The following is a 12725-nucleotide window of genomic DNA, read 5'->3' on the forward strand; positions in this document are numbered from 1 at the left end:
CGCTGCCGGACCATTCTTTTTCTTTGAGCGCTGCACGGTTGGACTTAGAAGTCCATACCACCCATGCCTCCCATGCCGCCGCCACCCGCAGGCCCGCCGCCGGCGTTCCGCTTCGGCACCTCGGCCACCATGGCTTCAGTGGTGATCAGGAGAGCCGCGACCGAGGCTGCGTTCTGGATCGCCACGCGAACCACCTTGGTCGGGTCGATGATGCCCTTGGCGACCAAGTTGCCATACTCACCGGTCTGCGAGTCGAAGCCGTAGGCGTACTGCTCCTTTTCCAGGATCTTGCCGACGATGACCGAGCCGTCTTCACCGGCGTTGATCGCGATCTGACGAGCGGGCGCCGACAGCGCCTTGCGCACGATCTCGACGCCGGTCTTCTGGTCGTCGTTCTTGGTGCGCAGGCCCTTGAGCTGCTCGGAGGCACGGAGCAGGGCGACGCCGCCGCCCGGAACGATGCCTTCTTCCACGGCCGCGCGGGTCGCATGCATCGCGTCATCAACGCGGTCCTTGCGCTCCTTCACCTCGACCTCGGTCGCGCCGCCGACGCGGATCACCGCGACGCCGCCCGCGAGCTTGGCAAGACGCTCCTGGAGCTTCTCGCGGTCGTAGTCCGAAGTGGTCTCCTCGATCTGCGCCTTGATCTGGGCCACGCGCGCCTCGATGTCGGCCTTCTTGCCGGCGCCGTTGACGATCGTGGTGTTCTCCTTGTCGATCATCACCTTCTTGGCGCGACCGAGCATGTTGAGCGTAACGTTCTCGAGCTTGATGCCGAGATCTTCCGAGATCGCCTGGCCGCCGGTCAGGATCGCGATGTCCTGCAGCATGGCCTTGCGGCGATCGCCGAAGCCCGGAGCCTTGACGGCCGCGACCTTCAGGCCGCCGCGCAGACGGTTCACGACGAGGGTGGCGAGCGCCTCGCCTTCCACGTCTTCCGCGATAATAACAAGCGGCTTGCCGCTCTGTACGATTGCTTCCAGGAGCGGAAGCAGTTCGTTCAGGCTGGAGAGCTTTTTCTCGTAGATCAGGATATAGGCGTCGTCCATTTCAACACGCATCTTGTCGGCGTTGGTGACGAAGTAGGGCGAGATGTAGCCACGGTCGAACTGCATGCCCTCGACGACCTCGAGCTCGGTCTCGAGCGATTTGGCTTCTTCGACGGTGATCACGCCCTCGTTGCCGACCTTCTTCATGGCATCGGAGAGGAACTTGCCGATCTCGGCGTCGCCGTTGGCGGAGATGGTGCCGACCTGAGCGATCTCCTCGTTCGAGGTGACCTTCTTGGAGTTCTTGACGAGGTCGGCGACTACGGCATCCACAGCCATGTCGATACCGCGCTTGAGATCCATCGGATTCATGCCCGCGGCAACCGCCTTGGCGCCTTCGCGCACGATGGCTGCGGCCAGCACGGTCGCGGTAGTGGTACCGTCGCCCGCGGCGTCAGCGGACTTGGAGGCGACTTCGCGCACCATCTGGGCGCCCATGTTCTCGAACTTGTCATCGAGCTCGATCTCCTTGGCGACGGTGACGCCGTCCTTGGTGATGCGGGGAGCGCCGAACGATTAGTCGAGGACCACGTTGCGGCCCTTCGGACCGAGCGTCACCTTTACCGCGTTGTTGAGAATTTCGACACCGCGGAGCATGCGGTCGCGGGCATCGACGCCGAATTTGACTTCTTTGGCTGACATGGTGATCTCCGTTTTCAACTGGTCAGATCCCAAAGACCGCGCAACTGGCGAACTCTTGAGGCATGGGATTTGATTTGCGGACCTCATCCTTCGAGAACCCGGCTAGGCCGAGTCCTCAGGGTAAGGAAAGCTGGCTGGCGCTTACGCGGCCTTCTTCTTGGCGGCCGGCAGATCAGTAAGAACGCCCATTATGTCGCTTTCCTTCATGATCAAGAGATCGACGCCATCGATCTTGACTTCAGTGCCGGACCACTTGCCGAACAGGACGCGGTCGCCGACCTTCAGGTCGATCGGGATCAGGTCGCCGATTTCGTCGCGGCCGCCGGGGCCGACGGCGATGACTTCGCCCTGGGAGGGCTTCTCCTTGGCGGTGTCCGGAATGATGATGCCACCAGCGGTCTTGTCCTCGGCCTCAATACGCTTGACCACGACACGGTCATGGAGCGGACGGAATTTCATGCGATTCTCCCTTGCTTTTTGGGATTATTTCTGGATTGGCAGTCGTTCTTCCACGTCCATCAAGCGTGAGTCTTCATTTCAAAAATTAGCGGCGACCAGATCGCAAGAACCCCTGCTGCCTCGGACGTACACCCTGGCAGCGGCGGCGCATATCACAGCACGATTGGAATCGAATGCGTTCAGGAAACCCGATTCATTGGGGTGAGCGTCCGGTTGAAGTCGCCTCAGCGCGTCTTCCTCTATGAAAAACGATGCCTCTAGCGCGCTATCGTATCCCCAAAAACGTACGGCATGCCGCGTTCGGTCATATGAACGACTATAATTTGGAAACTCGATCACGGTTGGGTCCGATCAAGTTTGCGCAACGGGAAGATATGCTAAAAGCGACCCGACTACGCTAAGCCATAAATGGCTACTCTGGAATCGGATTACAACCTCCCCACGACATTTAAGTTACGACCAGCCTCGTTATTCCGCGGAGCGTCACCATATCCCCCATATCACCGCCCATCCCTGGCTGTTATCGGTGACTGAGAGTGTTGCGCTCCCGCCGTTTTCAAAAGGCGGTCCCAAATGTCGAATATCGATAGATCCAGTGTTCGTGAGTGGCTCATACCTCCGGTATTGCTGCCGATCTTTTTCGGGGCGTTGATCGTCGCTGCAATAGTTATTCAGTGGTAGTCCCCTCGGCGGACCCGCGCCCTCGGCTCAAGCAGACAGCTGGTTGGCTCCGATGAAATGACTAACGAGCTGAATGTCGGGGCGGTCGCAGTTGGTGCGATCCATTCGCAAGGTACGACCGTCACGCGTACTGCGCTCAATCCAACAGGTGGTCAGCTTGTCCTCGGGGACCGAGCGATCGTTATGCGAAAATCACGAACACCGTCGGGTTACTGATTTCGAGTTTCTGGAAGATGTTATGAGTGAATGGTGGCGAACGACGTCTCCAACGGACAGCGGAATCCGCCCTTTCCAAATGGAGCAAGGGCGACGGCGATTTAGCAAGCAATATCAATTGGCTGGGGCGGGAGAGATCGAACCTCCGAATGGCGGAATCAAAATCCGCACGATTATGCAGCAGATTCAAGGCGTATTTGGAAAAAATGGGCGAAATTCGCTCTAGTTGTGGAGCCTCAAGAGGTTGTCCTCGGTTAGACCGAGCCTGCTGATCGGCGTTTGAGATCTTATCCCGCCGTGGGGGCGATGCCAGTTGTATCGATGGAGCCAACGGGGCAACTCCTCTGCGCGGCGGTCGGAGGTGGGATAGGCTTGCGCATAGGCCCACTCCCTGAGCGCGGTCTGGATGAAGCGTTCGGCCTTGCCATTGGTTTTGGGCGTATAAGGCCTGGTTCGCTTGTGCTTGAGGCCGAGCTCCTGGCAGGCGTCGCGGAAGTCGAAGGCTTTGTAACAACTGCCGTTATCGGTCATGACCCGGGTGACGGTGACGCCGAGGCCTTTGTAATAATCAATGGCCGCTTTGAGGAAGGCTACGGCGCTCTCGGCTTTTTCATCGGGCAAGATCTGGGAGAAGGCGACGCGGGAGTGATCGTCAATGCAGACGTGGACGAATTCCCAGCCGACCCTTCGGTTGTTGCTCTGACCGGTGCGATCGCCGGTGATGCGGTGGCCGATCTTGTCGAAGCGGCCGAGCTTTTTGATGTCGATGTGGATCATCTCGCCCGGCGTTTCGCGCTCATAACGGCGCACCGGCTCGGCCGGCTCCAGGTCGCGTATCCGGTTCAGTCCCAAACGACGCAGAATGCGGCTCACAGTGGCCGTCGATATCTTGAGTTCGACCGCGATCTGCTTGCCGGTGTGGCGCTGGCGCCGCAAGACCTCAACAGCGGTGCATGTGGCAGGCTCTGTTTGGCTCGGCAGTGAATGAGGTCGTGACGAGCGGTCGCGCAAGCCATCAACGCCTTCCATGCGGAAACGGCCGACCCATTTGGCAACCGTTTTCGGCGTCGTATTGAACTGGCGCGCCGCGGCTGCTTTGGACAGGCCGAAATCCACGACGGCACGAACCATCGCCTCTCGACCTTTCGGTGTCAGGGGAGCATTCTTGTGGGTGTCCATTCGGTTCTCCGCGAATCGCTGTGGTTTGGCGACTTCAGAGTTCCCGGTCAGGGCCGACTGGACAACCTCCTGAAAGACCACATCTAGTCAGTTCAATAGCTTGGCTGCTGTTTCCGAATGGAAAACAGGGCTGAGGCATAGGTTGAAGCATGCTCTCACGACCCAAGCGCGGGCGAGGCATGCAGTGCCAGCGAGCACCGACGCGAAGCACCAATCGTTCAAATCATCACGACAATCTTCCCAACGGACCAACGGCCGGCAGCGCGTTGGATTGCGTCGCCCGCCTCGCGCAGCGTGAACGCGGCGGTGCCCCGGGGACACGGTGCCTTGTTCATGCGAGCCATCGCGCGCTTCTTCCCGCCTTGTGGCTAGTGCATGATCTGCTTCAGGAATGCGCGCGTGCGCTGGTGCTTGGGATTCGAGAAGAACTCCTGAGGCAATCCCTCTTCGACAATGAGGCCGGCGTCCATGAATACCACCCGGTCCGCAACGGTGCGGGCAAATCCCATCTCGTGTGTCACACATACCATGGTCATTCCCTCGCGTGCGAGCGAGACCATGACGTCGAGCACCTCCTGGACCATTTCTGGATCGAGCGCCGAGGTCGGCTCGTCGAACAGCATGACTTTCGGCTTCATGCAAAGTGCGCGCGCAATCGCGACGCGCTGCTGCTGTCCGCCCGACAGCTGGCTCGGATATTTGTCCGCATGCTCGGCGATCCGCACCCGCGCCAGAAACTGCCGCGCCGTTTCTTCGGCCTCCGGCTTGGGGATCTTGCGGATCTTGACTGGCGCGATCATTAGGTTCTGCAGCACAGTGAGATGCGGAAACAGGTTGAACTGCTGGAACACCATCCCGACATCCCGGCGGACCAGGTCAACGTTCTTGGTGGAGTGGTCAAGCTCCACCCCATTCACGATAATCCTTCCGTCAAGATGCTCCTCCAGCCGATTAATGCAGCGGATCATGGTCGACTTGCCAGAGCCGGATGGACCACACACCACCACGCGCTCGCCCCGTGCCACGGAAAAATCGATACCCTTCAACACTTGGGTCGCGCCGTACCATTTGCTGACGCCCCGCAGATCGATCACGGGGGCTGCGGTTTCAGTGTAGCCGGTCATCGATGTCTCCGTACCTATCATGCGGCCATCCAGCCACCGTCGACGAGAATGTTCTCTCCGGTGATGAAGGTGGCATCATCGGAAGCCAGAAACAGCGCCGCGTTCGCCACGTCGTCGGGCACGCCCAGGCGCGGCATCGGCGTCCTGCTGCTGGAATACTCCATCCATCGCGGCTCCGCCGCACGCCCCGGCTTGCCGGTCACGATTTTCCCAGGCGCGACGGCATTGCAGACGATATGATCCTTCGCATAGTCCACCGCGATCTGCCGGGTGATGTAGACCACGCCGGACTTCGAAGTACCGTAGGCGATATCCTCCGGGCAGGCGATCATGCCGTGCTGGGACGAGATATTGACGATCCGTCCGCGTACGCCCTTGTGTGCGTCCTGCCTCAGCATCGTCGCTACCGCTGCCTTGCTCATCAGGAATACGCCGGTGAGATTGACCGCAAACGCCCGGTTCCACTCCGAAAGGCTGGTCTCGAGCAATGGCTTGCCGATGCCGATGGCCGCATTGTTGACGAGACCGTCGAGCCGGCCAAACTTCTCCACAGCGAGCGCAACCGCCTGCGCGGTATCGGTCTCGGAGGAGACGTCGGTGCGAATGAACTCCGCCTCGTAGCCGTCTGCCCGCAGCCAATCGATGGTCGGCGCGCCGCCTTCGCGAACATCGGTGGTGACATCGGCGAGAACCAGCCGCGCGCCTTCAGCCGCAAACCGTCGTGCGATGGCGCGCCCGATTCCCGACGAGGCGCCGGTGATCACGATCGACTTGCCGAGCAACCGTCCCGTCATGATGTACCTCCAGAGGCCGGGCCATCGAGACCCATCCAGGACAGATAATCCGCAGCCGCAGCGTCCACGGGATGGGCCGGGTTGAACCCGGTGTCACGCACGAGATGCGCGATGCTCATCGGCGCGCGGTCAACAGGTAGGGTGTAGAGGATGCCAGCAGTCTCGCCCGGATCGGCGCAGCGCCACCGGAAATCCGGAAGGCGGCCTGCGAGGGCGCGGCACCAGTCCTCGAGGTCTGACAGGCAACCGCCACCGACGTGATAGACTGCATGGCGCAGGGCCGCATGCATGGCGACGGCGGCGATGCCGGCGGCGGCATCGCGCGAGTAGATCCAGTCGGCACGCATCGCGCGCGGCAGCACCGCCTCTCGACCGGACTTGAGCGCCTGCAGGACCTGGTGGTGCGGGCTGAGCGCATCGCGCACCTCTGTCGGCCATTCCCAGGGACCATAGACCGGGCCGAGCCGGACGATCCGCGTGTCACAGCCGTGGAGATGCGCGATCCTGATCGCCGCCTGTTCCGCCGCAAGCTTGCTGATACCGTAGAGTGCGGCGGGAGCCGGATGACTGATCTCCTCTTCAAAACAGCCTGAGGGGGCAGGTGCAGAAAACCCGTAGACGGCAACAGAACTCACCACAACGATACGCTGAATTCCGCCGTGCGCGATCGCGCGCTCCATCAGGCTGACGGTGCCGCCGATATTGATATCGACGATCCGGCGAGCGTCCTTGCGTTCGCGCTGCTCGTTCGGTGTCACCGCAGCCGCGTGAACCACGCGGTCGATCGGCGCGGCAGCGAGCGCCGCGTCGAGATCGGCTTGGACCGTAACATCGCCGCTGACATAGACCGCGCCCGCAAGCTCGGGGCGCCCGAGCAACTCCGTCGGAGCCGCCGGCAAGTCAAATAGCACGACGCGCTGGCCTGCCGCCAGCAAACGCTCCGCCAGCGCAAGTCCGACAAATCCCGCACCACCCGTGATCAGCGTGGCCATGGCTTACCGTGCCGCAAGGGCCTGCCGCTCCAGACGCGCGACCCAACGCGCAATCGGATACAGCAAGACGAAGAAGATCACCGCAGCCGCCATCAGCGGCGTCGGATTATAGGTCTGCTCCTGAGCTACACGCGCCGAGCGCAGAAGCTCAGGCAGCGCGACCAGAGCACCGATCGAGGTGGTCTTGATCAGTTCCAGTGAGTTGCTCGCCAGCGGCGCCAGCACATTGCGCACGGCCTGCGGCAGCACGATGTAGAGCACGACATGCAGCGACTTGAAGCCTAGCGCGCGTGCCGCCTCGTACTGACCGCGAGGCACGGATTCGATTCCGGCGCGAAAAATCTCGCCGTAATAGCCGGAATTGTTGAGCACGATCGCGAGAACGGCGGCAGCAAATCCGCCCAAGGTCAACCCGAGGAACGGCAGGCCGTAGAATACCAGGATCAGCAGCACGACCACCGGAAACGCCCGGAAGACATCGATGTAGACCAGCAAGGCAACGTTCAGCCAGCGATGATGGAAGCTGTAGGCCACAGCGATGGACAGGCCCAGCAGGAGGCCGAGCGGCAGCGCCACCAGCGCCAGGGTAACGGTGTAAAGCAGGCCCTGCAGCAGCAGCGGGTAGACCCGCACCAGCGCGTCTATATCGGCAAAATTGTCCAGCAGCGCTTGCATGGCCCTCTCTCATCGTCCCTGCGCTGATCGCCGCTCGATCCAGCGGCTGGCAATCACGAGCGGCAGAAAGAACAGCACGTAGAAGGCCGCCGCGAGCGTCAATGGCGAGGGATTCGCGACCATTGCAGTTACGCTCTGCGCCTGCCCCAGCGTCTCCGGCAACGACACCGCGGTGCCCAGTGCGGTGCCCTTGCTGATCGAGATCGCTCGGTTGGTCAGAAGCGGCACCGACAGCCGGACGGCCTGAGGCAGAATGATTTGGAGCAACGTACGCACCCGCCCAAACCCGAGAGCGCTCGCGGCATCCCATTGTCCGCGGGGCACCGCCATGATGGCCGACCAGAATATCTCAGTGCTGAACGCCGACAGCACCATCGCCAGCGACAGCACCGTGGTCACGAACGGCGAGAGGGTGAGTCCCAGATACGGCAGGCCGAAATAGATGAACACGATGATGACGAGTTGCGGCAGCGTCCGCAATACATCCACGTAAACGACGATCAACGCATTCAACGGCCGCAAATTGGCACAACGCAGCAGCGCGAGCAGCAGCCCCGTCGCGATGCCGAACAGGATAATCAGCAGCGCTACGGCAACCGTCACGCGAAAGCCCGCCAGCACGTTCGGAAACGCGAGTGCGATGACCTTCGGATTGAAATAGTACTCGAGAATACGGTCCATCGGCTGTCACCAAATGGCGGCCGGACCGCTCTTGCGATCCGGCCGCGGTGCCCGACTACTTCTTGCAGGCCGGAACATGGGCGGCCGGCTCGAAGCCCTTGAAGCCGGGAGGCCCGTAGCCGAAATACACGGTCTCGATGGCCGAGCCGGCATCTGGAGTGGCCCCGTACCACTTCTCATGCAGCTTGCGCAGCCGCCCGTCGAGTTTCATGCATTCGATCACGCTCTCGACCTTGTTGCGATACTCGGTGTCCTCCAGGCGGAACGCATAGGCGAAGTTGCGACCGTTGAAGTCCTTGTAGCCGACCTTGATCGCCTTGTTCTGGCTGGCGGCATACACGGTGGTGGGGATTTCGTTCAACGCAGTGAATGCGCGCCGGGTCAGCACGGCCTGCACGCTGTCCGGAAAGGTGTCGTAACGCTGTACCTCGAACCCATACTTCTCGGCATTCGCGGTTGCCCAGGTGTCCGAGATGGTGCCGCGGTTCACCGCCACCGCCTTGCCCTTCAGATCGTCAAAGGCCTTCATCTCGTCGACGGTGCGGACCAGAAAGCCGTTTCCGGTGGTGAACAGCGGCTCGGTATAGAGCATACGCTCGGAGCGTTCGGCCGTCAGGTTCAGCGGGTTAACCAGGAATTCGACCCGCTTGGCAAACAATGCCGCAAACAACCCGGAGAAGTTGATGTCCACGATCTCGACCGTCGGACGGCCGAGTTCCTTGCCGATCTCGTTGATCAGGTCCACGCCGAAGCCCTCAGGACCGTTCGTGCCTCGCACCATCCATGGCGCGACACCGAAATCGGACGCGACGACCAGCGGCTTGTCGGAGGGGTGATCCGCTTCCTGGGCATGAGCCTCGATCCAGCCTCCCACCTGGACCCCGGCCAGGATCAGCGCGATTGCAAGATGCTTCGATCGGAGCGTCATCGGTCGGGTCCTTCCATGGGTCAAGACTTTCGGGGTTGTGCAGGATGGGTGGCAATCCAATGCCGGGCAATGTCGAGGCGTCGGCACACCCACACCGCCTCACGCGAGGCGACGTGGTCGAGAAAGCGCGCAAGGCCCGCGGCGCGGCCCGGATGACCGACGATCCGGGTGTGGAGGCCTACCGACATCATCTTCGGCGCGGTCGCGCCTTCGGCATAGAGCATGTCGAAGGCATCCTTCAGATAGACGAAGAAGTCGTCGGCGGTCGTCATCGCGCCGCGGATGAACTTGGCGTCGTTGTTGACAAGACCATAGGGGACGACCAGGTGCGGCTTGCCGACCACCGTGGTCCAGTACGGCAACTCGTCATTGTAGGCGTCGGAATCGTAGAGGAAGCCGCCCTCCTCGGCCACCAGCCGGCGGGTGTTCACTCCGGCGCCGTAGCGGCAATACCAACCGAGCGGTCGCTCGCCGGTCGTCCGGGCGAGGCTCGCCACTGTCCTGCGGATCCGCTCGCGCTCCTCGTCCTCGCCTAGATGTTGATGCCGCTCCCAGCGCCAGCCATGGGCGCACACATCGTATCCTTGCTCGCGGATGGCAGCGGCCGCCTCCGGATTGCGCTCCAGCGCAAGCGCACAGCCCATGACCGTGGCCGTCATGCCGCGCTCGGAGAGTAACCGGATCAACCGCCAGAAACCGACACGGCTGCCATACTCGAACATCGATTCAGCGGCGAGATCGCGCCCTTCAAATCCTCCCCCGCCGCCCTCCGTCAGCGCCGCCTCTGTGACGCCGTCGCCATCGGCAAATGAAGCCTCCGATCCCTCTTCGTAATTGACGCAGATGTTGAGCGCGATGCGAGCGCCGCCAGGCCATCTTGGATCCGGCGGGTTGCGTCCGTAGCCGATGAAATCGCGATCCTGGTCGGCTTGCGCGGTCATGGTCGTTACCTTCTAGGAAGCGGCCGGCGGCATGACGATGGTCACCGTGGCATCGAGACCGAAGAACACATCATCGTCCTGCTGGCCCGTTACACCCATCGCCACCGCGAATTCCATGGGGGCGTCAAGCACGGTCATCGGATGATGCCACACATTGCGCGCGTAGGTGACGACCTGATTGGGACCGGCGATGAATCCGCGCAGCGTCGCCAGGTCAGGATCACCGCCCGACGTCGCTGCGCAGACGACGGCCAGATAGCGCGCGGAGCCGAGCGGCACGAAAGTCTGCGCCGAGTAGGGGTGCCGCTCCAGTGTGGTCGCCCGCAGCGGGAGCCGTCCGAGCACGGCCGCGCCGCTGATCCAGAGCCGGAATGATTGCGCCTCGTCGGCACAGTTCAGCATGGTCGGAAGGTAACGCCGCCGCTCACCGGTCGGGCGCAAGACCACATCGCCAAAGGGAGCAAAGGCCTCGGCGGACAGCGGCTCGAGCGAAACCGTATGCGAAGGACAGGCGATCATTAAAGCTCTAGCCAGGAAACGATGCAAATAGCATCGCGCGAATTCAGTTATACCAGTGGGATACCATTGGAGCTTGGCGATACCACCTTGTCAAGCGCGCGAGCCGTGACCTCTGCTCACATGAGCAGCAATCTGAAGTGAAAATTCAGGCAGAATGCAGCGCGCCCCGGACAGGCCTGGCGCCGTTCGGGAAACCTTTCAGTGACGGCGATTAGCCGTGGCTCTCGGGTAAAAATATCCCGAATGTTTCCAGCATGCCCTGGCGGACATTGGTGAGATGCTGGATCATCGCTTGCCGCGCCACCACTGCGTCTCGCTTGATGATGGCATCAACAATTGCGAGGTGTTCACGACACGCGGGCAACAGCCGTTCGGGACGCCGCTCCACATTGCACATCCTGATCTTGCGGCGGGTCTCTCCGATCAGGGTGGCGAGAGAGCGGTTGCCGCAATGATCGGCGATCTGGTCGTGAATCTCGTCATCCAGCGTCCAGTGCTTGGTCTTGGTGATCACGGCTGTGGACAGGATCTTCTCCAGGCTGGCCTTGATCGGCTGCAGGACATCGAGGCCGATACGGGTTGCAGCAAGCGAGGCCGCCTCGCTTTCGAGAATGAGTCGTAGATGAATTAATTCGAGCAACTCGGCGATACCGATATTGCGCACGATTACCGAGCCATTCGAAAGCTGTTCCAGCCTGCCCTCGCCCAGCAGACGGCTGATTCCGGCACGTAGCGGAGTACGCGACACCTTAAGGCGCAGCGCAAGCCGGCGCTCTTCGATGACCTCGCCCGGTCCAAGTTGCCGCGATTCAATCAGATCCAGGAGCTTTCGATAGGTCGCCTCGGTCACGCTGCCGTTCGGCCGAGAGGGCTTCGGTGCCTCTGCTGCCGTTGCGCGCGAAGAGGTTGTCGCGGATAAGCGTTTGCGCGCAGTCGATTTGGTCACGTTCGATCCTCGGGCCGCCGTTCGCCAGTAGCAGTTGATAATCGTGCTACCGCGGCTTGTCGAGATACCTCGCACCGGACAAATCCGGCATCGAGCAGGCGAGGACGTGCCACAAGGCACCTTATCGCCGCACCGCGGCATAAGCCGGGTGTATTCTATTGGGATACCGATGGTTTTTTTCGACCCTCGACGTCGGCCGAATCGACGCGCGGCAGCGCCGCCCGACCATGTGCGCAACATCGGAGAAGATCGTAGTTTGGGGTGGAAAATCGTGGCCGTGGGAGCAGAATGCCCGACCGGAACAATCCGGGGTCCTGGTTTTGCAGCAAGCGTTACCCTGCTGCGACAGCCAGAGTAGATCGTTCGTTCTGCTCACCCTAACAGCCGACCCCACGACGAGCACGTGGTCGACCTGCCATCTGATCTGGCCGCTGTATCGAACAGGGCAACGACCCAGAAGCAAGGGAAGGCTTGCGCAGCAATCTGGCCGTGCGACGTCCGACCACAAAAAAACGTCGCACGGAACGCATTTTGTTCAGGAGCCTAAATGAAAAAAACCTGCATCAGCAGGGCTTTGGAATGGTGGGCGCACCAGGGCTCGAACCTGGGACCCGCTGATTAAGAGACACGCTATGGCCCTTGATTCTTCAAGACAATTTTTCCAACTGGGCCAAAATCCATCATTAGAGATCAATGACTTACAATGAGAAATCCAACTGCAAAGTTCGTCGTGTTTGGCGGATCGACATATTCGAAATATCGGGGGTTCGAGTCACTGGAGCGCTACCGCCTTTACCCACACCAATCAAGCCTGCGATATCTCATCCAGTCCTTCGCATAGGGCAGTTCGTGAGCCGGTGGGGCGAGTGCAGATTTACCCTCACAATGGCGAAAGTTGG

The 12725-nt window shown here is 61.2% G+C and carries 12 protein-coding genes and 1 pseudogene; all 13 read right to left on the reverse strand.

The features are described from left to right. Window positions 1-44: 44 nt before the first annotated feature. Window positions 45-1691, reverse strand: a pseudogene (gene groL / locus N2604_RS31850) (chaperonin GroEL). A 141-nt stretch (window positions 1692-1832) separates the two neighbouring features. Further along, window positions 1833-2150 (reverse strand): co-chaperone GroES, encoded by a 318-nt coding sequence (locus tag N2604_RS31855; protein WP_260371951.1) that lies wholly within the window; start codon window positions 2148-2150, stop codon window positions 1833-1835. Between the two features lie 78 nt (window positions 2151-2228). Next, window positions 2229-2489 (reverse strand): DUF1488 domain-containing protein, encoded by a 261-nt coding sequence (locus N2604_RS31860; RefSeq protein ID WP_260371952.1) that lies wholly within the window; start codon window positions 2487-2489, stop codon window positions 2229-2231. Window positions 2490-3269: 780 nt separating this feature from the next. Beyond that, window positions 3270-4226, reverse strand: a complete 957-nt coding sequence (locus tag N2604_RS31865; RefSeq protein WP_260376351.1) for an IS481 family transposase — start codon at window positions 4224-4226, stop codon at window positions 3270-3272. Between the two features lie 368 nt (window positions 4227-4594). Further along, complete coding sequence (locus N2604_RS31870; RefSeq protein ID WP_311739675.1) at window positions 4595-5350, reverse strand: amino acid ABC transporter ATP-binding protein; 756 nt, start codon at window positions 5348-5350, stop codon at window positions 4595-4597. 17 nt (window positions 5351-5367) lie between these two features. Beyond that, window positions 5368-6144: an SDR family NAD(P)-dependent oxidoreductase gene (locus N2604_RS31875; protein WP_260371953.1), complete on the reverse strand. Its 777-nt coding sequence runs from the start codon at window positions 6142-6144 to the stop codon at window positions 5368-5370. Next, window positions 6141-7136: an NAD(P)-dependent oxidoreductase gene (locus tag N2604_RS31880; protein WP_260371954.1), complete on the reverse strand. Its 996-nt coding sequence runs from the start codon at window positions 7134-7136 to the stop codon at window positions 6141-6143. The genes N2604_RS31875 and N2604_RS31880 overlap by 4 nt, the downstream gene beginning before the upstream one ends. 3 nt (window positions 7137-7139) lie before the next feature. Continuing rightward, the gene (locus N2604_RS31885; RefSeq protein ID WP_260371955.1) at window positions 7140-7811 is read right to left on the reverse strand and encodes an amino acid ABC transporter permease; all 672 of its coding nucleotides are present in this window, start codon (window positions 7809-7811) and stop codon (window positions 7140-7142) included. A 9-nt stretch (window positions 7812-7820) separates the two neighbouring features. Beyond that, complete coding sequence (locus tag N2604_RS31890; RefSeq protein ID WP_260371956.1) at window positions 7821-8492, reverse strand: amino acid ABC transporter permease; 672 nt, start codon at window positions 8490-8492, stop codon at window positions 7821-7823. A 55-nt stretch (window positions 8493-8547) separates the two neighbouring features. After that, window positions 8548-9420 carry an ABC transporter substrate-binding protein gene (locus tag N2604_RS31895; protein ID WP_260371957.1) on the reverse strand — a complete coding sequence of 291 codons (873 nt, stop codon included), beginning with the start codon at window positions 9418-9420 and terminating at the stop codon, window positions 8548-8550. 20 nt (window positions 9421-9440) lie between these two features. Next, a complete protein-coding gene (locus tag N2604_RS31900; protein WP_260371958.1) occupies window positions 9441-10361 on the reverse strand; it encodes an allantoinase PuuE in 921 nt (306 codons plus the stop codon). Between the two features lie 12 nt (window positions 10362-10373). Further along, the gene (locus N2604_RS31905; protein WP_260371959.1) at window positions 10374-10880 is read right to left on the reverse strand and encodes an ureidoglycolate lyase; all 507 of its coding nucleotides are present in this window, start codon (window positions 10878-10880) and stop codon (window positions 10374-10376) included. Between the two features lie 211 nt (window positions 10881-11091). Continuing rightward, window positions 11092-11826: a GntR family transcriptional regulator gene (locus N2604_RS31910; protein WP_260371960.1), complete on the reverse strand. Its 735-nt coding sequence runs from the start codon at window positions 11824-11826 to the stop codon at window positions 11092-11094. Window positions 11827-12725 lie beyond the last annotated feature (899 nt).

Origin of the sequence: Bradyrhizobium sp. CB1015 (assembly GCF_025200925.1) — a bacterium.
Taxonomy (GTDB): Bacteria; Pseudomonadota; Alphaproteobacteria; order Rhizobiales; family Xanthobacteraceae; genus Bradyrhizobium.